The sequence below is a fragment of the Finegoldia magna genome (genome assembly GCF_003182075.1).
Taxonomy (GTDB): domain Bacteria; phylum Bacillota; class Clostridia; order Tissierellales; family Peptoniphilaceae; genus Finegoldia; species Finegoldia magna.
In genome coordinates this window covers 25,251-49,119 of record NZ_QGTH01000016.1, presented here as the reverse complement: position 1 = coordinate 49,119, position 23,869 = coordinate 25,251, and the positions used below count along the sequence as shown (strand labels likewise).

Here is a 23,869-nt window from a genome sequence, read left to right as displayed (position 1 = left end):
CAAATCTTACATACCTAATATTTAGTTGTTATTCAATTTTTCTAAGCCTAAATTTTTAGGCTTGTTTGACATGCCTTAAATTTCAAGATAAATTATTTTTTATTCTCTCTTGACATTTGATAGCTGGTCTTAAATTTTCAAAATAGTTAAAACCTATTTTAAATACAGTATACAGTAATATTTTTTTTATTTCAAGTGTTTTGACTGAAAAAACAGCGTTTTTTTATCAAATTTTAGTAAATTTTTACCCCCATATCCTTTTTTTGTTTTTCAAATTCTTTTTGAACTTTTTCTTGGATAATTTTGTTGGAAATTGCTGTCTTAACATTTTGTTTATTTGCATCAGTCATCTTATCTAATTCAGTAATTTTACTGTTAAGTTTGATGATGTGATATCCAAATTCTGTCTTAACAGGTTTTGAAACTTCACCTGGTTTCATTTTCTTCAATGCATCAGAAAATTCTTTTACCATTGTAGATGATAAGAAATCACCTAATTTACCAGAATTTTGCTTAGCTGATGGGTCTTCTGATTTTACTTTGGCAACTTCATTGAAGTTCTTACCATCTTTTACTTCTTCGTAAGTTTTGTTTGCTAATTCTGATTTTGCTTTAAGCTTAGCGTCGTCCAAGTTTTTACCCTTGTCATCCTTACCAGAGAAAAGAATATGATCTGCATTATATTGAGTATAAGTGTCTAAGTTTTTATCGAATTCGTCTTTGATTTCTTTGTCAGATGGTTTGAAGTCTTTTTCAAATTGCCCTGAAAGTTTTTTGTTCTTCAATTGTTTTTCGATTTGTTCTTTCAAAGCTTGTTCTGTCATATTTTCTTTTTTAAGTTGTTCTTTGAATTTGTCTGCTCCACCCAATTGTTTTTGAAGCTTGTCAACTTCTGCTTGAACTTCCTTATCAGACACTTCAATTTTTTTATCTTTCATTAATTTGTTTGCGATTTTTTCGTTAATTAGCATATCAATGATTTTAGGTTGGATTTGCTTCAAAGCTTCCTTACCTTGTTCAGTGTTAGGGTTGAAAATATCTTGTCCATAATATTGTTTGTAATCTTCCATTACCTTGTCCACATCTTTTTGGTAGATGTATTCTTTGCCAATCTTTGCCACTGCTCCGTCTGGTTTTTTAGAACATCCTGTTACCATTACCATCATCACAGCTAATACAATTGCTAAAAATTTCTTCATTTTTCCTCCAATTATTTCTCATTATCCTTCAAAAGTATCGATAATACTTCGATAGGATCTCTCAAATTTTTGTCTTGAAATCCCAAAATGATTTTTGGTTTTTCTGACAAATCAAATCTCATTTCTTTCTTGTAATTTTCTGTCAAGTATTTTAATTTTTCTAATGAAATTTTGTCAGGAGAAGAAAATTGCAAGAAAAGTTCTCCCTTTATTTCTTTTATACTTTCAATGGATAATTTAGCACAGAAAGCTTTTATTATAGATACATCCATTATATTAACGATAGGCTTAGGAACATCTCCAAACCTGTCGATTAATTCATCAATTATTTCAGAATAATCATCTTCATCTTGAATAGATGCGATTTTTTTGTAGATATCAATCTTTGTTTCATTCTCAGAAATGTAGTCTTCAGGAATGTATCCGTTGACTTTGATTTCGATTTGAACGATATTTTTGTTTTCTGAAACAGTCTCACCCTTCGCTTCTCTGACTGCTTGTTCCAAAAGCTTCACATACAAATCATAACCGATTTTTGCGATGTGACCGTGTTGGCTTTCTCCCAAAAGATTTCCAGCTCCTCTGAGTTCCAAATCCCTCATTGCGATTTTAAAACCAGATCCAAATTCTGTAAAGTCTTTTATTGCCATAAGTCGTTTTTCGGAAATTTCGGTCAATGATTTTTGCCCTTCATATGTGAAATAAGCAAACGAAGTTCTATCAGATCGTCCAATACGTCCCTTTAATTGATACAATTGCGACAAGCCCATCTTATCTGCATTATAAATTATCATTGTGTTGACATTTTGTATATCAAGACCTGTTTCTATAATAGTTGTGCACAATAATAAATCATACAGCCCATCTTGGAAGTCGAGCATAACATTTTCAAGCTCTTTTTCATTCATTCTTCCGTGTGCAATGGCGATATTTAATTCTGGAACCAACTCTTTCAATTTAAATTCCATCTGATCAATATCTTCTATTCTATTATACACAAAATATATCTGTCCACCTCGGTCTAGCTCTCTGATTATTGCATCTCTTATCAAACTAGGATTGTACTCTGTAACATAAGTTGATATCGGAGTTCTGTCTTCTGGTGGTTCTTCCAATAGACTCATATCCCTAATTCCCGTCAAACCCATTTGTAAAGTTCTAGGAATTGGAGTTGCTGACAGTGTAAGCACATCTACGTTTTCTCTCATGGATTTTAATTTTTCTTTGTGTCTCACACCAAATCTTTGCTCTTCATCAATTACTAATAATCCCAAATCTTTGAATTTCAAATTCTTCGACAGAATTCTATGAGTTCCTACCAATAAATCTACAAGACCTCTTTGCACATCCTTCATTATTTGTTTTTGACGTGCTGGAGAGACGAATCTACTCAACATTTCAACTCTTATAGGATAATCTCTGAATCGTTCTTTAATTGTATTGAAATGTTGTTGTGCGAGAATTGTCGTTGGAACTAAGAATGCAACTTGTTTACCGTCCATTATAGCTTTAAAACAAGCTCTGATTGCAACTTCTGTTTTTCCGTAACCAACATCACCACACAATAACCTATCCATTGGTCTGTCAGATTCCATATCGGTTTTGATTTCTTCAATGGATCTTACTTGAGAATCTGTTTCTTCATAAGGGAATGAATCTTCAAACTCTCTTTGCCATTCAGTATCTTGAGAGAACTGATATCCTTTTAACTTAGCTCTTTTTGAATATAATTCAACCAAATCATCTGCCATTTCATCGACAGATTTCTTAGCTTTTTGCTTTGCTTTTGCCCAATCATTTCCACTTAATTTATTTAATGAAGGCTTTTTGATGTTGCCACCGCCGATGTATTTTTGGACCAAATTCATCTGATCCGTTGGAATCATCAGCCTGTCATTTGCTTTATATTGAATTACAATATAATCTTTTTGTATTCCATTTACATCGATTTTTTCAATTCCCTTGTACTGACCAATCCCGTGATTCTCGTGTACCACATAATCATCGATATTCAAATCAGAATAATTTACAATATCCTGACCGGTACTTTTTTTCTTCTTACGTTTTCGAATTTGTTTTTCGCGTCCGAAAATTTCCTTATAAGTAATTATCAGATACTTAGGACCTTTTATTTCAAAACCATTTGGCAAATTCTTCTGAGTAATCAAAACCTGCGACGATTTGATATTTGCATTATAATCTTCAGCTTCAAGAGTTGGAATTCCATTAGTTAAGAACAAATCCTTGAGCATGTTTTTTCGTTCGACATTTGCCGCAAACACGATTTGCTTGAATCCCCTTAAACTGTTGGATTTGATATTTTCAACCAAACTGTCGATATTCTTGTTAAAGTTTGGCGCTTCCAATGTTTTAAGTTGATACATCGCATTTGATTCGATAAGTCTAGTTCTTTTGACCAAACTTGTAATGTTGACAGATTTTTTTGATTTTATCAATTTCAAAATATCGGAAATAGGAATAAGAGATTGTTCGTGTTTAGCTAAAACTTCTCCTTTTTCAACCAAATACACGAAATCTTCCAAAAATCTCTTTTCTTTTTCCTTGTAAATATCATAACATCTGGACAAATCTTCAATCAGCATTATGCTGTCATCTAAAAAATAATCAAACACAGTATCATAATCTTTTTTTGTAAGAAAACATGATACCAAGTCTATTTCGTATTCCAAATCACTCCTGATGCATTCCATCAATTTTTCGAATTTGTCCTTGACATTGTCTACATTTTCTCCAAAAATCGGATGATTAACCCTTTTATCCAGATTTTTCTGAATAGAATTAATAATGGATTCTTTCTTTGATTCTTCAATAATTAATTCGCTGCAACTAATGATGTCGACGAACTTGCAATCTTCAATTGATCTTTGAGTTGAAACTTCAAAAAACCTCATAGAATCTATCTCGTCATCGAACAATTCAATTCTCACAGGAAATCTGCTGTGTACTGGAAAAATATCTACAATTCCACCTCTTATGGCAAATTGTCCCTTGGATTCTATGGTGTCTACTCTTTCGTACTTCAACACCTTCAACTTTTCTTGAAGTTCTTCCAAATTTATCAAATCAGTGTCTTTGATTGTAAATGTGTATTTTTTTGCAACAGATTTTTTCGTGATTTTCTTAGTTAAAGCATCAAATGTGGTAACTATGATGAATTTTTCGTTGTTTAATAATTTGAACAACACATTTACTCTTTGATCTTCTGCATTATCATCCAGTGATCTTGCATTGTACAAGTTAAGTTCTCTGCTTGGAAAAAATTCGCAAATATTATCTTCAATATCATTCAGATATTCTGTCAAATTTCTTGCTCTCATATTGTCTTCTACAACTACCACAAGAGGTTTATCTATGTTTTTGGATGTTGCATACACGAAACTTGCAAAAGCTTCCTTAATGACACCGTGAATGTAAATAGATGAATTATCCGATGATAAAGAATTTAAATATCCCTGAAATTCTGTGTTATCCTCGTAAATTTTAGTTAGAAAATTCATATCAAGCTTTTCCCATTGAAGTTGTTCATAGCATAATCGACATTTTCTTCTACTATTTTGATACAAGCTTCACTTGACATGTCGATTTCTTTTTTTAAAACTTCAAATTCCTTCTTGCTAAATTGTGACAACACAAAATCCTTCAAATCGTAATTATTGTCATTTTGACCGACAGATACCTTGATTCTTGCAAAATCTTGAGATTGAATAAGATATATAATGGATTTTAACCCATTGTGAGTTCCTGCAGAGCCTTTCTTTTTTATTCTAATAGTTCCGAAGGGAATATCAATATCATCGCAAATAACAATGAGATTTTCTGCCGATAAATTATAATAATTAAAACAATCCAATATAGCTTTTCCAGAATCATTCATATAAGTTGAAGGTTTCATCAAAATCACTTTTTCGTTTCCAATAAATCCCTCACCAATCAACGATTTGAATTTTAATTTGTTCACCTTAATATTCAATTTTTTTGCCAAATCATCTATAACCATAAATCCGGCGTTGTGTCTTGTGTATTCGTACTTACTTCCTGGATTACCCAGTCCTGCGATTAAATACATATAATCATTCCATTTCTATCTTTTTTTATTATAAACCCAATCTTTTTTGTTTTGTTGGCGACTTCTTCCAATTGAAAGTGCACCTTCTTCAACATCCTCAGTAATTGTAGTACCACAAGCAATGAAGCTGTCTTTTTTCAAAGTCACAGGAGCAATCACATTTGAATTAGAACCGACAAACACATTGTCTTCAACCACAGATCTGTGCTTGTTCTTGCCATCGTAATTCACGAAAATTACTCCGCAACCGATGTTGATATTTTCCTTCAAATCACTATCTCCAACATAAGCCAAGTGACCTGCTTTTGTTTTATTGCCAACAGTTGAGTTTTTGATTTCAACAAAGTTTCCAATATGAACATTTTCTTTCAAAACGCTGTTTGGTCTCAAATGAGCAAAAGGTCCGATGTCCGTATTTTTTCCTACGACAGAATTTTCGATGTATGATGATTTAATAACCACGTTGTCATCGATTTTAGAATCCACGATTTCGCAATCGCCCTTAATCAAACAATCACTGCCTATTTCTGTGTTTCCGTAAATCCTGCAAGGTCCAATAATCACAGTGTCCCTTCCAATTTTTACAGATGGTTCTATGATTACAGAATCTGAATTTGAAATTACGACGCCTTCTTCCATGTATTTTTCATTAACTCTTTGTTTTAAAATTTCTTCACAGAAATACAATTGAGCTTTTGTGTTTATTCCATAAGTTTCGTTTACATCAGAATGTTTAAAAGTTTTGATAATTTTGCCGTCATTTCTGATGATTTCGAAAATATCTGTCAAATACATCTCGCCTTTTGAATTATCTGTACCGATTTTTTCAATCGACATCTTCAACACATCGCCGTTTACAATCATCATGCCGCTGTTGAATTCTTTTATTAATAATTGCTCATCATTGCAGTCTTTTTGCTCAACGATTTTGAGCAAATTACCCTTTTCGTCCTTTACAATTCTTCCATATCCAAATGGATCGTCGATTTCACTTGTAAGAACTGTTGCAACGGAATTTTGTTGTTCATGGAAATCAAAAAACTTCTTCAACGTTTCTTGCTTTATTAATGGAGTATCTCCCGTTAAAATAATAACTTTATCGCCGTCATTTATTTCATCTAAACATAATTTAACGGCATATCCTGTTCCATAAGGATATTTTTCTCCTATATTTTGTTTTACTAGATGAATACTTTCATCTAAGTTTTCTCTTAAAATATCGTAATTATTTCCGCCGACTACTATTTTCTGATCCACAAAATCACAAGCATCCATGACGTAATCAATCATAGTCTTGTTCAAAAGTTTGTGTAAAACTTTTGAGTTGTGAGATTTCATTCTAGTGCCTTCTCCGGCAGAAAGTATAATAGCTTTCTTCATTATTCATCTCCTAAAAAATTATCACTACCATTATACTATAAAACAGGAATTTTTGAAGCATATAATATTAAAATAAGTCAAAGATGTCAAATTATTTTCCAAAATTTGATATAATGTATGTGGTGATTATATGAAAAAATTTATATTAGTATTTTTAACATTAACAATGTTAGTTGGCTGTTCTCAAGAAAAAGGTGAAAATAAACCAGTTCCAAAAGATCCAGCACCACAAGTAAATGAAAAGGCTGAATCTTCGTCTAAAGATTTTGAGAAACACGAAGCCACACTTTATGACAAATTTGACACAGTAATAAGATATAGTTTGTATACAAAATCTGAAAAAGAATTCAATGAGTATTCCAAGTTTATCAACGATGAATTTGATAGACTTCACAAACTATACAGCACTTACGAAAATTTTGATGGCGTGGATAATGCGAAGACAATCAACGATAACGCAGGAGTTAAACCTGTAAAAGTCGACAAGGATTTGTTTGATTTAATCAAATGGTCAGTAGAAGATTATTCCAAATACAATAAGAAAACAAACATCGCATTTGGTTCTGTAACTGATTTGTGGAAACAGTACCGAGACAACGCTCTTGAAAAGAAAAAAATTGAAATACCATCAGCAGATGTTTTGAAAGAAAAGAATCTTCACACAAGTATCGACAACATCGTTTTGGATGAACAAAACAGCACAGTTTTCTTGAAAGATAAAGATTCAAGACTAGACTTGGGAGCCACTGCAAAAGGATATGCCACAGAAAAAATAGCCCAAGAAGTAGAAAAACGTGGACTAAAATCAGGAATTATTTCAGCAGGTGGAAACGTCAGAACAATTGGGAAACCAATTATAAAAGGAAAAGACAGCTGGGTAGTTGCAATCCAAAATCCTAATTTGAATGAAGAGCCAGACAAACAATACGTCGCAATCTTGAAAATACCAGAAACAACATCTATGGTTACAAGTGGTGATTATCAAAGATTTTACGTTTACAACAACAAAAAATACCATCACATAATTGATCCAGATACACTAAATCCAGCAGATCATTTTAAATCAGTAACAATCGTCACAAAAGATTCTGGACTTGCAGATTTTCTATCTACAACAGTTTTCGTTATGAATTACGAAGAAGGTAGAAAATTGGTAGACTCTATCGATGGAGTTGAAGCATTTTGGGTATTAGAAAACAACGACATCAAATACACTGACGGCTTAAAAGACATTATGGAACTAGAACAGTAGAATTATTAAAATAGTATGATATTTTGTTGAATATGTGATAGAATATTATTGTTATTAAATCAAACATAAGGAGGATTTTTATGCACCCAATGATAAAAAGATTTGTGGATTCAGAGTTTTTAGATGAACAACAAGCAGAATTCATCGAAAAAGCAATTGAAAACCACGAAAATATTATTATTTCAGGACATAGATCAACAGGAATCAGACAATTATTAGCTATTATGATGGGAATTGCTAAGAAACAATTCAAATCAATTCAAGTTAAAGGACTAGAAAGCATGGACGAAGATGCTGAATACTATTTAATTCCTGGTATCGACACAGAAGAATTCGAAGATATCGTTCAAAAAGCATTCGATAAACCAAATTCTTCACTAATCACAATCAAAGAACCAGAACACCCATATTCAATTATGAAAATAATGAAAAAAGGTGGAAAAAATTCAGGAGATTACACAAAAGTTGTAAACTTCTTAGAAGCTCGTAAAATCGATGGCGTTCCATTCATGATTAGTACAACAAAAATGACTTATAATGAAAAACATGGAATCGACAAGGATAAAGTAGAAAGATTCAAAGCTTTCTAATAATTGATTATTTAAATTAAGAGATAACTCATTATGAGTTATCTCTTTTTTATTTTCCTAATTCAAGATTATTAAAGGTATCCAAGACATCAAAAAAGGCTTGGCCTGCTGGGGTTATGTGTAAATTTTTATCATAAACTAGATTTATTTGTCTTTTGAAATCACAATCTTCAATTTTTATGCACTTTATTAGTCCAGCTTCCTCTTCTAGTTGAGCCGATTTTTTCGACATAATAGAAACTCCTGCATTTTCTACAACTGCTTTTTTTATTGCCTCTTGATTATCTATTATAAGTTCTTTTTTAAATTTTACATCAATAACGCAAGATTCTAAAAATTTATATAGAGAAGATGTTTGTGATTTTGTAATAAATACTTGATCTTTTATGTCTGAGAGACTACATGTACATTTTTCTGCCAGTTTGTTTTTGGTACTTACCACCAACACCATTTCATCTGTAAAAAATGGCTTGGAAATATATTTGTTTGTGTCAATTTTTACATAATGAGACAAAAATACAAATTCAATTTCATTTTTTTCTAGCTTTTTAAACAAATCTTTTGACGAACCTACTGTCATATTAATATTAACATTTGGATATTTGTCTTGAAAAATTTTAATAAACTTAGGCATCAAATAAATTCCAATAAAATTTGTTGAACCAAAATATAGAGTTCCCTGGTTTAGGTCTTCAATTTGCTTAATAAGTTCTTGAGATTTTTGATATGTCCTTACTATAGCTTCTGCATATTTTATAAAATATTCTCCTTGAATTGTCAGGCTTACAGTTTTTCCATTTCTATCAAACAAATATACACCTAACTCTTGTTCTAGACTATCTATATGTTTGCTTATTGCTGGTTGAGACAAATATCTAAGATCAGCCGTTTTAGTAAAGCTTTTACATTCTGCCAAAACTAAAAAAGATTCTAATTTGCTAATATCCATTTTTTCACCTCTGATTTTTTCTAAGTCTATTATAACATATAGTTATTGATATCAAAGTAAAATAGAATTGTGTTATATATGTTTGTGTAATATAATTAACGTAACAAATTTAGAAAGGTTGGTAATTCTTATGAAAACGAAATCACCAAGTAAGAAAAAAGCTTCAACTGGTGCAAAAATCGGCGGTATCGTTGCTGTAATATTATTTTTTGTACTACTGTTGATGCCTACTCCTAATGGCATGAGTCCAGAGGCACAAAAATCTCTAGCAGTTTTTGTGTTTGCTCTAATAATGTGGGTAGCTCAGCCTATTCCAATTTATCAAACTTCAATAATTGGAATTTTGATTTTGCCTATGATAGGAGCAGTCGAAAAACAAAAAGTTACATTTGGAGCTTTGGGATATGATATTATCTGGTTGATGGTAGCTGCATTCGTATTAACTTCTGCCATTAACGAAACAAATCTTGGCAAGCGTCTTGCGTTATCTATGCTTACAAAATTTGGCAAGACTCCTAAAGGAACACTTATTGTACTTATGTTAGTTAATTTTATCCTAGCATTTTTCATTCCATCAACAAGTGCCAGAGCTGCGTTGCTCACTCCAATAATTATGATTTTATTAGAAATCTATAAACAAGTACCTGGAGAAAGCAATTTTGGTAGATTGATAACTTTGCAAGGAGTTATGAACAACCACTTAGCAACTTCTATGGTTATTACAGCGACTTCTAGTCAGCTTTTAGCTGTTGGTTTTATCAACAAGATGACTGGATCAAACTTAGGATATATGGATTGGCTTTTAGGATCTATGCCACAAGCTTTAATTACAGCTTTTATAGCTTTTCTAATTGGCTACAAAATGTATCACATTAAAGACTTAAATATAGGTGGAGAATCAACTAAAAAAATTTTGAAACAGCAATTAAAAGAACTAGGACCAATGACTATTGCTGAAAAGAAAACAGCTATCATCTTTGCTCTTACCCTACTTTCTTGGGCAACTGGTGACTATCAAGAAAAATTATTTGGTTTTAGTATCTCAACTGAACAAACTGCAGTGTTAAGTATGCTTTTATGCCTTCTTCCTAAAGTCGGCGTTATTGATTGGAAACAAGCAAACATAAAATGGAATTTAATGATTTTCTCAGCTGGAGCTTATGCAATCGGAAATGCATTTAATGATTCTGGCGGAGCAAGTTTTGTTATTCAAAACTTTGTTGAAAAAATCGGTCTTAACACTTTAAATCCTAATCTTGTTGCTGTGATACTTATATTTATAACTATTTTCAGCCACTTAATCTTTACAACGAAGACAGTTAGGGCAACAATCTTGATTCCAACAATTATAACTTTAGCAAAATCTTTGAACATTGATCCAGTTCCTTTGGCAATGGCTTGTTCGTTTGGTATAGCTTATACGTTGACTCTACCACCTCACTCAAAGGTGAATGCATTATACTTGAGTCTTGGTTACTTTGATGTGAAAGATGAACTTAAACTTGGTCTAATAACTTGCTTTATTGGATCAGTTGTTATTTCACTGTTGTACTTCACTTATTATCAAATAATATTTTAATTGTGTTAAGCAGATTATATGAATAAAAAAGTTATATTAGCTGTTGCCGATGGAGTTGGTGACAGACCATGTGAAATTTTAGGAGGCAAGACTCCTTTAGAATATGCATCTACACCAAACTTAGACAAATTAGCATCTATGGGAACAACAGGAATAATGGATGTTCTTGGTGCGGGAATTCCTGTTGGAACAGATCTTGGCCACATGATTTTATTTGGATATGGATTGGAAGACTATCCAGGTCGTGGACCAATTGAAGCTTTTGGTAGAGAAATTGAATTACAAGCTGGTGATGTTGCTTTTAGATCTAATTTCGCTACTGTAAATGATGATCTTTGCGTTGTTGATAGAAGAGCTGGAAGAATTAGAGAGAACACTAATCTATTAGCTCAATCATTAAATAACATAGAAATTGATGGGATAAAAATTATTTTTAAAGAAGCAACTGAACACAGAGCAGTTTTGATTTTAAGAGGACCAGGATTATCTGCAAATATTACTGACACTGACCCAAAAATTGCAGGAGATAATGTTAGTTACAAAAAATGTCAATCAAAGGACGGAAAACCTGATTCAATATTTACAGCCGAAATTTTGAACAAATTTTTACTAAAAGCAAATGAAATTTTATCAAAACATCCTGTGAATGAAGAAAGAATTTCCAAAGGACTTTTACCTGCTAACTTTATTCTTACAAGAGGGGCTGGAATAATGCCTGACTTGGAAAAAATTTCTGAAAAGCTAAATATTAAAGGAGCTTGTGTAGCTGCCGAAGGAACAGTCTTGGGAGTCGCTCGATTGGCTGGTTTCACAGCATTAACAGCTTCAACAATGACAGGAAACATTGACACAGATGTTAATGCAAAGGCACAAATGGCGATTGATGCACTGAAAGATCATGACTTTGTCTTAGTAAACTTAAAAGCAACAGACCTTTTTGGTCACGATGGAAATCCTGAGAAAAAAGCACAGGCAGTTGAGGTTTTTGATAAGTTTATTGGTCTTTTATTAGAAGCTAATTTAGAAAACACAATAATAGCCGTTACAGCAGACCACTCTACTCCATGCGAAAGAATGGAACACAGTGGTGATCCTGTTCCAGTTTTAATAGCAGGTCCTGGAATTAGACAAGACAGAGTTACAAAATTTGATGAAATTTCGTGTAGTTACGGTGGACTTTGTAGATTCAAAGGTAAGGATTTATCCAATACACTATACGACTTTTTAGAAAAAACCAAAAAACAAGGTAACTAATTTAAATATTAGCCCCAAAATCCAATTTAAGGATGGAAGGGCTTTTTAATTGCTTAATAAAAAAACTGATGAAACACATGTTTCACCAGTTAAAAATTTATTATCTATTTTATTGTCTATTAATCAGGAATAAATGAACCTTCTGATTTGTCGTTTTCAAGCATATCTTTTAATGTGTACCATGAAAGAACGGCACATTTTACTCTTGCTGGTAATGTGGATATGCTTTGGAAGCACACTGCATCTTTCAGAACTTTTAGTTCTTTTCTGTCAGTGATTTCTCCTTTTATCATTGAGATGAATTTGTTGCACAAATCTATTGCTTCATTTACAGATTTACCTTTGATTACATCGCACATTATGGATGTGGATGCTTGTGATATAGCACATCCCATTCCAGTGTATGCAATGTCTTCGATTGTATCATCTTGAACTTTTAGTTGCAATGTGATTTCATCTCCACAGCTTGGATTGTGTCCCAACTCACAATGAGTTGGATGTTCCAATTCACGTCTGTTTGATTTATCCCTGCTTTTTTCCAATATTAATTCTGTATATAAACTACCTAGTTCCAATTCTCATCAATCTCCTTACGTCTTCAAGATGTTCAATGAAAAAGTCAACTTCTTCAAATGTATTATAGAATGCAAAGCTTGCTCTGCATGAGAAATTTGTCTTCAAATATCTATGAAGTGGTTGTGCACAATGGTGTCCACTTCTAATTGCAATTCCGTAACTATCCATAATACTTGCAACATCATGTGGGTGAGCTTCTTTGAAGTTAAAATCTAAAACTGGAGATCTGTGAGTGTCACTTGTTGTGTATACATCGATGATGTCGGATTTTTGTTTGATTTTGTCATAAGCATAATCCATTAATGCTTTTTCATAATCTCTAATATTTTCTATTCCAATTTTTTCGATGTAATCTATCGCTGTTATTAATGATTTTACCGCTCCTACATCTTGTGTTCCTGCTTCAAATCTTCCTGGCGCATCCAAGTAAGATGATTTATCTTCAAACACATATTCAATCATATCTCCACCGTACAAGAACGGCTTTAAGTTGTTCAATAATTCTTTCTTTCCATAAAGTATTCCAACTCCCATTATGCTAAGCATTTTGTGACCTGAAAATACTAAGAAATCACAACCTAATTGTTGTACGTCAACTTTATTGTGTGGAATATATTGTGCAGAATCCACGATACATATACAATCTTTGTTAACTGATTTGACGTATTTTATCATTTTTTCAACTTCAGGCATAGTTCCCACTACGTTTGATGCTTGTGTTATTGAGAAAATTTTCGTTTTTTCAGTGATTGTTTTCTTGAATTCTTCAAAATCCAATTGCATATTTTCTTTGTCAACATACAAGTATTTTAGTTTAGCCTTAGTTTTCTTGCACACTTCCTGCCAAGTTACTAAATTACTGTGGTGTTCCATTATTGATATGACTATTTCATCGTCTTCTTTTAAATTATTATAGCCGTACGAATAAGCTAATAAATTTAAAGATTCTGTGGTGTTTCTTGTGAACACTACTTCTGAAGTATCTGCTGCATTGATGAATTTGGCGATTTTTTCTCTTCCAGATTCGTAAACATCTGTAGATAAAACGCTCAATGTGTGAGCTCCTCTGTGAGGATTTGCATTTTCGTATTTGTAAAATTCACTTACGCTATCTATAACTTGAATTGGTTTTTGACTGGTAGCTGCATTGTCCAAATAAACTATCGGATTTTTGTATTCTTTATTCAAATACAAAAAGTCCTTTCTTATATCTTCTACTTGCTTTTTATCTAACATCCAATTCCCTCTTTGCCATTTTTTCTCTGATTAATGAAAGTAGTTTATTTTCCAAGTTTTCGTCATCTAATCTGCTTAATGATTCACTAAATTTGGATTCAACTATCATACTTTCAGCTACATCTCTGGATATAGCACGGTTCATTATATAAAATAGCATATCAGCATCTATCTTACCTGCACTTGCTGCGTGATTACCTATAACGTCGTCTTCTCCTGCTAAAAGTATTGGGACTGACAAGCTTTTTGCATCATCTGATAACAATACTGCGTATTCTTCTTCTGTTCCTGTAGATCCCATGGATCCTTTTTTGAAATCAAGAGTTGACTTGAAGTTTTTATAAGATGTTTCTTTTAATGCACCATTTACGATACATGAAGATTTGGATTCTTTGCCGAAATGATTGATTTCATAAAGCATATTCAATGAATTATCTCCATGTGTGAAGTAAATACTGTTGATATCCAAGTTAGAATGTTTGCCATTCAAATTAGCTTTAGTATTGACATAATTGTCCTTGCTTCCTAATTCGTATTGGCTTAGGATGACGTTACTTTCTTCATCTAAGTTTAATATAACTGACTCCAATGCTGTAGTGTTCTTTTCTGTTTGAATAACAAAAACTTCCACATTGCTGTTTTCTTTAGCATTGATTTCTATTACTGAACTTCTGAATTTCTTATTGTCGTCATTGTCTCTATAATCAAGTACAACTCTTAAGCTTGAGTTCTTTTCGGCTACAATTTTGTGAGTATCCAACAAAATATCATATTCTCTGTCAGTTACCAAATCGATAACTCCGAAATCTTTTACTTGATTTTCTTCTGTTCTATATTTTTTGAATAGATTTCCCGATTTTTCGTTCATATCCAAAGCTTCTTGGCATACGCCAAAATCTTTGTTGTCTAATGATTCTATTGGATCTGAGTCTATTCTGTATTCTTTTATATCTATATCTGGAAGATTGATTTCTGTATCGTTAACTTTCAAATATTTGAAAGTTTTAAATCCCAGTTTATTGCCTTTAATTTGTTCCATATACAACTCCTATCCTATGCTTCCTTCTAATTCAAGATTAATTAAATTATTCATCTCAACCGCATATTCCATAGGTAATTCCTTAGCTATTGGTTCAGCAAATCCACGAACTACCATTGATTTTGCTTCTTCTTCTGGAATACCTCTTGTCATCAAATAGAAAATAACTTGATCATCTATCCTACCGATAGATGCTTCATGTCCCAAATCGACATGTTTGTTTCCTATTTTAACAACTGGAATTGTATCTGATCTACTTTCATTATCTAACATTAACGATTCACAACTTACTGATGATTTTGAATCGTAAGCATTTTCTTTTATATCTACTAAACCTCTGTAAACACTGATTCCACCTGATTTAGAGATAGACTTGCTGTTTACATAGCTTGTAGTGTGAGGGGCTGCGTGAATCATAACAGCACCTGTGTCTAAGTTTTGGTCACGTCCTGCAAATGAAATACCAGTGTACTCACTGCTTGCGCCTTCTCCCTTTAAGACACTTGATGGATAAAGCATGGATACCGCTGATCCAAATGAACCAGAAACCCATTCAACTTTACCATTTTTTTCAATGATTGCTCTTTTTGAGTTTAAGTTGTACATATTTCGTGACCAGTTTTCGATTGTTGAAAATCTAAGAGTAGCATTTTCTCCAACAAAGATTTCAACTGCACCAGCGTGTACATTTAGTGCGTTATATTTTGGAGCTGAGCAACCTTCAATGAAGTGACAATAACTGTCATCTTCTACGATAATCATTGTATGTTCGAATTGACCTGCTCCTGGAGCATTCAATCTAAAATAACTTTGAAGTGGGATTTTAACATCTACTCCCTTTGGAACATATACAAATGATCCACCTGACCACACTGCATAGTGAAGTGCTGCGTATTTGTGCAATCTTGGTGTGATTGATTTTGCAAAATATTGTTTAACAATATCTTCATGTTCTCTAAGAGCCGTATCAAAATCTGTATAAATAACCCCTTGGTCTACCAAAGATTGTTGAATGTTGTGATACACAACCTCACTATCGTATTGTGCACCAACACCGCTAAGCATCATTTCTTTTTCAGCTTCTTGGATACCTAACTTATCAAAAGTATCTCTGATTTCATCAGGAACTTCATTCCAGTCGCTTGATCTATCTGCATCAGGTCTAATGTATGTTGTGACCTTATTCATATCAACTACACTTAAATCCGGTCCCCATTCAGGATCTTCTGAATTGTAAAATATTTCAAGAGCTTCCAATCTTTTTTCGAGCATCCATTGAGGTTCATTTTTTTCTTCTGAAATTTGTCTTACAATTTCAGGAGTCAAGCCCTCTTCAGTTTTTCTTCTAAAAGTAAATTTATTCTTGATGTCATAGATACCTCTATCCATTTCATCGACTTGAGTCTTCTTTTTAGGTGCCATTATTTCACCTCTTCTCTAATCCAATTGAATCCTTTTTCTTCAATTTGATCCAAAAGTTCGCTAGAACCTTCTTTTACAATAGCGCCATCCATGATTACATGAACGAAATCTGGCTTAATTTCTTTTAAGATTTCCTTGTGATGTGTGATTACAATAACTGAATTATTGTCATGTAAGAATTCCTTTACACCTTTTGATACAGTTCTAACAGCATCAACATCAAGACCAGAATCTGTTTCATCAAGGATTGCTAGTTTTGGTTGTAACATTAACATTTGTAGAATTTCGTTCTTCTTTTTTTCACCACCGGAAAAACCGACATTCAAATATCTGGAAGAATATCCATGATCAAACTCAAGTATATCCATATTATCTTCCAGTTCTTCTCTGAATTCTAAGAATCCTATATTTTCATCAGTTGTTGCTATTTTCGCAGATCTGATGAAGTTTTCTACACTAATGCCTGAAACTTCCATTGGATTTTGGAAAGACATAAAAATACCTTTTTTGGCTCTTTTATCTGTTGATAAATCCATAATACTTTCTCCATCAAGTAAAATATCACCTGAAGTAGTTTCATATTGTGGATTGTTCAAAATAACATTGGCTAAAGTTGATTTACCAGAACCATTTGGTCCCATAATAACGTGAACTTCACCATAGTTTATATTTAAATTTATGTTTTTTAATATTTCTTTATCTCCTACCCTTGCGGATAAGTCTTTAATAGTTAATAAATTTTTTGACATAATAACCTCCTTACAGTTATGTAATAAATATATATATAAGAGATCCTTATGTCCTACTATATTATACACGAAAAAAGCAAAATAGTTAAGCCTTTAAACAAAAACCTACTATTTTACTACGCAATTTCGTCTTCGTCTATAAATTCCGAATAAACTTCCTTGAAATTCATCGAACTGTCGAATTTTTCGTTGGTCAAATTCCAATTCACAATCTCATGTAATTCTACGAATTCATGATCGTTCAAATCATCTTGAATTAAATCTACATATTCCAAACATTTGTCTTTTAATTCATCAATGCTTTCCATTTCTATAAGAACAATATCTTCTTCATATATAGACACATCCGTCTTGTATTTCAAAATCATTTTTACAGAATAAATTTGCTTCAAATCTTTCTCCTCCTCAACACTCCCATATTTTATACTAATTAATTCATTGTGTAAATAGCAAAACCGAAAAATTTAGATTTTTTAGGCGTTTTTTTAGAATTTATTTGTTTTTTCTAATTTAAAAGCGATAGTTCTCACTACCGCTTTCAAATTTATATATTTCAAATCTCACGCAAATTAAGGAAGGAAAAAACGTGATACCTTATTTTTGTTGTAAAGTACTAAACTCAATATCCAAATCTTTCGTATTGCCATCTCTATAGACAGTTATCTTGCCTTTTTGTTGTGGTCTAACTTCAAGCAATGCTTTCTTCAAAGAACTCATCGTATTGATTTCTTTACCGTTAACTTTTGTAATTATATCTCCTCTAGTTACTCCAGCTTTTTGTGCAGAAGATCCTCTGACAACTTCTACTACATAAATTCCCTTGTCTATAGATAATTTTTGACCAGTAGCTTGTTGAAATGTTTTTACATCAACTCCACTAATTCCCAACTTAACTCCTTCAAAAGAGCCCCCAGAAACTATATTGTCTACTATAGTTTTGGCTACGTTAATAGGAATAGTAAATCCAATTCCTTCTGCTGAAGCTTTTGCAGTGTTTATACCAATTAGTTTTCCTTCTTGGTCGAAAAGTCCACCACCACTATTTCCTGAGTTTATAGCAGCGTCTGTTTGCATCAAACCATCCATTTGTAGACCATTTTGTAAAGTGATTGTTCTGTCTTTTCCTGAAATATATCCACTAGTCAATGTTGATTGCAAATCCAATCCCAATGGATTACCAATAGCAATCGCCTTGTCTCCAATTTGAACCTTGTCGCTATCTCCCATTTCAACTGGTTTTAATCCAGTCATATCAGTTTTAATTACCGCAAGATCCAGCGTTGTGTCATACCACAATAATTTTGCAGATGATTTCTTGCCATTTGTAAGTAAGACTTCGATTTTTTCTGCTTTACCATCTTGTACAACGTGTGCGTTAGTTAAAATATATCCATCTTTGCTAACAACAACACCGCTTCCAACACCTTCTACAACTCTGCCTTGAAAAAACATATTTTCTTGAACACCTACAGTTGTTATACCAACTACAGAATCCAAAGATTTCTTGGCTACGGCATTTTCGGTAGACACACTATTGTTTTTTATAGAAATAGTACTACTTTCTACTTGACCACTTTTGTTAATAGTCTCAGTAATACCGGTCATATTTTTTGCTACGAAATAGCTCATAACCAAAGAATATATTAGTAAAAATATTGTGAGAGCTTTTAACCAACCGATTTTAGGTTTATTCTTAGCTATTTCTTCTTTTATCATATTTTCGACTTTTCTTTCGCTCAAGCCGTCCCTTCTTTTTTTAATGTAATCGTTGTATTCAGAGTATGGGTCTCTATCCATATCTACACCTCCATATTTGATACTTATACTTTATCAAGCAAATGTGTTTTAACTGTGAGTAAAACAGCGTAAAAGTTTACGAAAAATCAAACTTTATATTTGACTTTCTGTAACCATTAAAAAATCCCCGTATTAATTTCTCTCGGAAATTAAATACGAGGATTCAATTTATTTGTTAGGGTTTGGCGTATTGATAGATAAACCTTCTAATTGTTCGACAGAATCCATAAACACTTCACTAATAGTTGGGTGAGCGTAAATCATTGCTGATAAACCTTCAACTCCAACGTTATTGTTCATCGCAATTGCTGCGAAGTGAATTAATGTGGATGCATCGTGGCCAATTATGTGGCAACCTAAAATCTTAGATAAGTCTTTTGTAGCAACTATCTTTACAAAACCTTCTGTAGCATTCAAACTCAATGCCTTACCGTTAGCTTGATACATAAATTTGCTTGTTACATAATCGATGTTTTGTTCTTTTGCTTTTTCTTCAGTTAACCCTACAGATGCAATTTCAGGAACAGTAAATACAACTGCTGGAACTATATCCATATTGATATTTTTTTCTTTTCCTGAAAATTCTCTTACAAGATTTTTACCTTGATTACTTGCAACGTGAGCTAATTGAGTGTTCTTGTACACACAATCGCCAATGGAATAAATACCTTCGACATTTGTTTGAAGATTTTCATCGACAACAATAGCATTTTTTTCAGTTTTAATATCTGTGTTTTCAATTCCTAGATTATCTATATTGCTGCTTCTTCCACTTGCTACAAGAACGTAATCTGCATAAGTTTCTTGGAATTTATCTTTGCCAACTTTTTGACTAATGATTTTAAGTCTTCCGTCTTCTTCAACTATTTTCTTAGCATATACTCCTGTTACAAACTTCAAAGTATCGCTTTTTAGAATAGATTTTAGACGTTTTTGGATTTCGCCATCTTCTGTTTTCAACAGTTTGTTACCAACTACAGTAACTTCTGTTCCAAATTGTGAATAAATTGATGCAAATTCCATTCCTATTACGCCAGTTCCAATAACAACCATTGATTTTGGAATTTCTTCTAATTCCAAAAGTCCAGTTGATGTCAAAACTTTAGGATGGTCAATACCTTCAATATTTGTTGGCTTATAGTCTTTAGATCCAGTAGCTATGATAATTTTATCAGCTGTAAGTTCTTTGGTTTCTCCTTCCAAAGTCTTCACAACAACTGTTTTATTATCCTTAAAGCTAGCTTCTCCTCTAATAAAAGTTAAATTATCGTAAGTTTTGAAAAGGTATTCAACGCCACTTCTAAGTCTTTCGATAATTTCCGTTTTCCTTTGTTTAATTTTATCGGCTAATAATTTATGGTCATTAACTTCAATTCCAAAAGTTTCTGATTCTTTAATTTCTTTGTACAAATCAGCAATTTTCCATAAAGTTTTAGTAGGTATACATCCTCTGTTCAAGCATGTACCACCTACTTCAGCTTTTTCGATTAAAGTTACATTTAAACCGAGCTGGCATGCCCTGATGGCTGTTTCATAGCCACCAGGTCCAGCGCCGATAATAATGATATCTTTAGTCATTATTCTCCTTTTTTGTAAGTCAATATTAACTTCTTAGCAGCTTCTGTTTCATCAGGTCTTCTAACAACAGTTGTAATAGGAGCTTCTAATAATATATCTTTGTTTTCTCTTGCTTCTTGTGCAATTTGTTTCATTGCAGCTACGAATTCGTCAAGAGTTTGTTTTGGTTCAGTTTCAGTAGGTTCTACCATTAATGCTTCATGAACGATTAATGGGAAGTATACTGTTGGTGGATGGAATCCCATATCTAACAGTCTCTTAGCTACATCCAATGTCTTAACTTGACCATCACAATCATCCTTTAATCCGCCTAATACGAATTCGTGTTTACAGATGAAGTCATGTGGTAAGTTGTAATCGTCTTTTAATTGAGCTTGTAGATAGTTTGCATTTAATACTGCTGTAGTAGATGCACATTTCAATCCGTCACTACCCATAGTTAGGATATAAGTCAATGCTCTCATTAAAATTCCGAAGTGACCTTGGAAGTCTTTCATTCTACCAATAGAATGTTCCATGTTGTAATCTAAGAAATATTTATCTCCGTCTTTTTCAACGATTGGTTTTGGTAAATAATCTCTTAAGAATTTCTTAACACCTACAGGACCTGCACCTGGACCTCCACCACCGTGTGGTGTAGAGAATGTTTTGTGAACATTGAAGTGGATTGCATCGAATCCCATGTCCCCTGGTCTAGCATGTCCTAAAATAGCGTTAGCATTTGCTCCATCATAGTATAGTAATCCGCCAGCTTCGTGAACTATTTCAGCGATTTCTTTGATTTTAGTTTCAAATAAACCTAAAGTATTAGGGTTAGTTAACATCAAACCAGCTGTTTTTTCGTTTACAACTTTTCTTAAGTCTTCAACGTCTACTACACCATTTTCGTTTGATTTAACTTCTACTACTTTGTATCCTGCCATTGCAGCTGTTGCTGGGTTAGTACCGTGAGCTGAGTCTGGAACTATGATTTCATTCTTTTCAGAATTACCATTAACTTCGTGGTATTTCTTGAAGATTGTAATAGCAGTGATTTCACCATGAGCACCTGCTGCTGGTTGTAATGTCATATAATCCATTGCAGAGATTTCGCATAGTGATTTTTGTAAAGTATACATTGCTTCCAATGCACCTTGAACTTGGTAGTCATCTTGTTTTGGGTGAAGACGTGCAAGTTTTGGGTTTGCTATGATTTCTTCATTTATTTTAGGGTTGTACTTCATTGTACAAGATCCTAATGGATACATACCTGTATCTACGCCGAAGTTTAGAGTTGAAAGATTAGTATAGTGACGAACTACGTCAACTTCACTAACTTCTGGTAAATCTAATTCTTCATTTGATAAAAATTCTTCAGGAATTAAGTTATCTTTTTCTTCTACGTCTAATTCAGGAAGTTTATATCCAGTTCTACCTGGTTGTGATAATTCAAATATTAACTTGTTATAAGCCATATTATAATACCTCCTTAACTGCTGCTACAAAATTGTCCATTTCTTCTTTTGTTCTCTTTTCTGTTACAGCAATAATTAAACCATTGCCACATCCATCTGTAGCTTCTTTAATGCTAATTCCAGCTAAGAATCCTTTATCAAATAATGCTTTCTTAACTTCTTCAGTGTCTTTGTCAAAACCGATAGTGAATTCATCAAAGAATGGTTTTTCACTAAGAACTTTAACTTTGTCTATTTTCTTCAATTCTTCAAATAGATAGTGAGCTTTTTGTAATGATTGAGTTGCTACTTCTTTAATACCAGCTTTACCTAAAAGTGATAAATAAATACTTGCTGCAAGTAAGTTAACCCCTTGGTTTGAACAAATATTTGAAGTTGCTCTATCACGTTTAATGTGTTGTTCTCTTGCTGAAAGTGTTAAAACAAATGATCTCTTACCGTCTTCGTCAGTAGTTTGTCCTACTACACGGCCAGGGAATTTTCTAACAAATTCATCAGTAAAACACATATATCCTAAATAAGGTCCACCATATTGTAAGTTTACTCCGAATTGTTGAGCTTCACCTACAACAACGTCAACATTATATTCAGCTGGTTTTTTTAACAAACCTAAACTCATAGGATCTGCTGACATTATCAAGTAGTTTTTCTTGATAGAGTGAGTTAACTCTTCATATTTTTTAACATCTTCGATATATCCGTAATAGTTTGGAGATTGAACGATAACTGTACCTACTTCGTCAGTCATCATTTTTTCCAATTCGTCCATATCTGTTAGTAAATCTTTCATTGGGATAAATTCTACTTCAACTTTTCTATCGTGACAATAAGTCAACAATATTTCTTTTGCTGAAGGACTAACTGTATTAGCGCATAGAATTTTTGATTTTTTGGACTTTTGGATAGTCATCAAAGCTGCTTCTGTGATAGCTGTTCCTCCATCGTATAAAGAAGCGTTTGATATTGGCATACCAGTAAGGTTTGCCATCATTGTTTGATATTCAAAAATATAGGAAAGAGTACCTTGGCTTATTTCTGGTTGGTATGGTGTATATGAAGTGTAGAATTCACTTCTGCTTGCCATTGCTGGAATAACAGAAGGAACGTATCTATCATAAGCTCCACCACCTAAGAAACAAACCTTATCATCAGTAGATGTGTTCTTAGCAAAAATTTCGTCGAAATATCTTCTAACTTCAACTTCACTTTTTGCTTTTGGTATGTTAAGTTCTCCTTTGAATTGAACATTTTCAGGAATATCTGAATATAGTTCATCAGTAGAGGAAATGCCAATTGTTTTTAGCATTTCCTCAATTTCTTGATCAGTAATTGAGATGTATGGATACATTATAATTCTCCTAAGAATTTTTCGTATTCATCAGCAGTCATTAATTTAGATTCATCGAAGTCTTCGAATTTAACCTTAGCAATCCAGCTTTCGTATGGAGCTTTATTGATGTTACCTGGTTCATCATCTAATTCTTCATTAGCTTCTACGATTGTACAAGCAAATGGAGTGTAAACTTCTGATGCTGCTTTTACAGATTCAACACTTGCTACAGATTCTTCTGCATCAATTTCATCATCAACATCTGGTAATTCAACGTATACGATATCTCCTAAACTGTCTTGTGCATAATCTGCAAGACCAATTTCATAAACGTCTCCGTCTACTTTAATCCATTCATGATCTTTTGTGTACAATAAATCTTTTGCTACTTCTGCCAT

General features: G+C 32.8%; 20 protein-coding genes. 4 read left to right on the top strand and 16 right to left on the bottom strand.

The window, feature by feature from the left end; genetic code table 11:
* Positions 1 to 233: 233 nt before the first annotated feature.
* Genes DES33_RS07185 through glmU form a run of 4 tightly spaced genes read right to left on the bottom strand, consistent with a single transcriptional unit; the run spans position 234 to position 6,666 of the window.
* The gene (locus tag DES33_RS07185; protein ID WP_110058529.1) at positions 234 to 1,199 is read right to left on the bottom strand and encodes a peptidylprolyl isomerase; all 966 of its coding nucleotides are present in this window, start codon (positions 1,197 to 1,199) and stop codon (positions 234 to 236) included.
* A gap of 11 nt (positions 1,200 to 1,210) precedes the next feature.
* Entirely contained in the window at positions 1,211 to 4,717 is a 3,507-nt protein-coding gene (gene mfd / locus DES33_RS07180; RefSeq protein ID WP_110058528.1) for a transcription-repair coupling factor, read from the bottom strand.
* Entirely contained in the window at positions 4,714 to 5,286 is a 573-nt protein-coding gene (gene pth, locus DES33_RS07175; protein ID WP_094205428.1) for an aminoacyl-tRNA hydrolase, read from the bottom strand. The genes mfd and pth overlap by 4 nt, the downstream gene beginning before the upstream one ends.
* Positions 5,287 to 5,301: 15 nt before the next feature.
* On the bottom strand, positions 5,302 to 6,666 hold the full coding sequence (glmU, locus tag DES33_RS07170) for a bifunctional UDP-N-acetylglucosamine diphosphorylase/glucosamine-1-phosphate N-acetyltransferase GlmU (RefSeq protein ID WP_110058527.1): 1,365 nt from the start codon (positions 6,664 to 6,666) through the stop codon (positions 5,302 to 5,304).
* Positions 6,667 to 6,796: 130 nt separating this feature from the next.
* On the opposite strand from glmU, the gene DES33_RS07165 reads away from it, so the two are divergent.
* Together DES33_RS07165 and DES33_RS07160 are read left to right on the top strand one after the other, a co-directional pair.
* Positions 6,797 to 7,918: an FAD:protein FMN transferase gene (locus DES33_RS07165; protein ID WP_110058526.1), complete on the top strand. Its 1,122-nt coding sequence runs from the start codon at positions 6,797 to 6,799 to the stop codon at positions 7,916 to 7,918.
* Positions 7,919 to 7,998: 80 nt separating this feature from the next.
* The gene (locus tag DES33_RS07160; protein ID WP_094205425.1) at positions 7,999 to 8,508 is read left to right on the top strand and encodes a hypothetical protein; all 510 of its coding nucleotides are present in this window, start codon (positions 7,999 to 8,001) and stop codon (positions 8,506 to 8,508) included.
* Between the two features lie 49 nt (positions 8,509 to 8,557).
* Here the strand turns inward: DES33_RS07160 and DES33_RS07155 are convergent, their stop codons facing one another.
* Entirely contained in the window at positions 8,558 to 9,457 is a 900-nt protein-coding gene (locus tag DES33_RS07155; protein ID WP_110058525.1) for a LysR family transcriptional regulator, read from the bottom strand.
* 130 nt (positions 9,458 to 9,587) lie between these two features.
* Between DES33_RS07155 and DES33_RS07150 the strand changes: the two genes are divergently transcribed.
* Positions 9,588 to 11,036 (top strand): SLC13 family permease, encoded by a 1,449-nt coding sequence (locus DES33_RS07150; protein ID WP_110058524.1) that lies wholly within the window; start codon positions 9,588 to 9,590, stop codon positions 11,034 to 11,036.
* Between the two features lie 18 nt (positions 11,037 to 11,054).
* Positions 11,055 to 12,290, top strand: a complete 1,236-nt coding sequence (locus tag DES33_RS07145; RefSeq protein WP_110058523.1) for a 2,3-bisphosphoglycerate-independent phosphoglycerate mutase — start codon at positions 11,055 to 11,057, stop codon at positions 12,288 to 12,290.
* A gap of 119 nt (positions 12,291 to 12,409) precedes the next feature.
* Here the strand turns inward: DES33_RS07145 and sufU are convergent, their stop codons facing one another.
* From sufU to gcvH, 11 genes are all read right to left on the bottom strand, one after another.
* A complete protein-coding gene (sufU, locus tag DES33_RS07140; RefSeq protein ID WP_012290426.1) occupies positions 12,410 to 12,865 on the bottom strand; it encodes a Fe-S cluster assembly sulfur transfer protein SufU in 456 nt (151 codons plus the stop codon).
* On the bottom strand, positions 12,852 to 14,102 hold the full coding sequence (locus tag DES33_RS07135; RefSeq protein ID WP_110058522.1) for a SufS family cysteine desulfurase: 1,251 nt from the start codon (positions 14,100 to 14,102) through the stop codon (positions 12,852 to 12,854). The genes sufU and DES33_RS07135 overlap by 14 nt, the downstream gene beginning before the upstream one ends.
* A complete protein-coding gene (locus DES33_RS07130; protein ID WP_110058521.1) occupies positions 14,092 to 15,141 on the bottom strand; it encodes a SufB/SufD family protein in 1,050 nt (349 codons plus the stop codon). Before DES33_RS07130 ends, DES33_RS07135 begins: the two co-directional genes overlap by 11 nt.
* Positions 15,142 to 15,150: 9 nt before the next feature.
* The gene (gene sufB, locus DES33_RS07125) at positions 15,151 to 16,563 is read right to left on the bottom strand and encodes a Fe-S cluster assembly protein SufB (RefSeq protein WP_002835398.1); all 1,413 of its coding nucleotides are present in this window, start codon (positions 16,561 to 16,563) and stop codon (positions 15,151 to 15,153) included.
* Positions 16,563 to 17,312: a Fe-S cluster assembly ATPase SufC gene (gene sufC, locus DES33_RS07120; protein WP_110058520.1), complete on the bottom strand. Its 750-nt coding sequence runs from the start codon at positions 17,310 to 17,312 to the stop codon at positions 16,563 to 16,565. The genes sufB and sufC overlap by 1 nt, the downstream gene beginning before the upstream one ends.
* Before the next feature lie 116 nt (positions 17,313 to 17,428).
* Positions 17,429 to 17,704, bottom strand: coding sequence for a hypothetical protein (locus DES33_RS07115; protein WP_102164369.1), 276 nt, complete (start codon positions 17,702 to 17,704; stop codon positions 17,429 to 17,431).
* Positions 17,705 to 17,906: 202 nt separating this feature from the next.
* On the bottom strand, positions 17,907 to 19,109 hold the full coding sequence (locus DES33_RS07110) for a S1C family serine protease (RefSeq protein ID WP_110058519.1): 1,203 nt from the start codon (positions 19,107 to 19,109) through the stop codon (positions 17,907 to 17,909).
* 168 nt (positions 19,110 to 19,277) lie between these two features.
* On the bottom strand, positions 19,278 to 20,687 hold the full coding sequence (gene lpdA, locus DES33_RS07105) for a dihydrolipoyl dehydrogenase (RefSeq protein ID WP_094205417.1): 1,410 nt from the start codon (positions 20,685 to 20,687) through the stop codon (positions 19,278 to 19,280).
* Complete coding sequence (gcvPB, locus tag DES33_RS07100) at positions 20,687 to 22,141, bottom strand: aminomethyl-transferring glycine dehydrogenase subunit GcvPB (protein WP_110058518.1); 1,455 nt, start codon at positions 22,139 to 22,141, stop codon at positions 20,687 to 20,689. Before gcvPB ends, lpdA begins: the two co-directional genes overlap by 1 nt.
* 1 nt (position 22,142) lies before the next feature.
* Positions 22,143 to 23,489 (bottom strand): aminomethyl-transferring glycine dehydrogenase subunit GcvPA, encoded by a 1,347-nt coding sequence (gene gcvPA, locus DES33_RS07095; protein WP_110058517.1) that lies wholly within the window; start codon positions 23,487 to 23,489, stop codon positions 22,143 to 22,145.
* The gene (gcvH, locus tag DES33_RS07090) at positions 23,489 to 23,869 is read right to left on the bottom strand and encodes a glycine cleavage system protein GcvH (protein WP_002835405.1); all 381 of its coding nucleotides are present in this window, start codon (positions 23,867 to 23,869) and stop codon (positions 23,489 to 23,491) included. The genes gcvPA and gcvH overlap by 1 nt, the downstream gene beginning before the upstream one ends.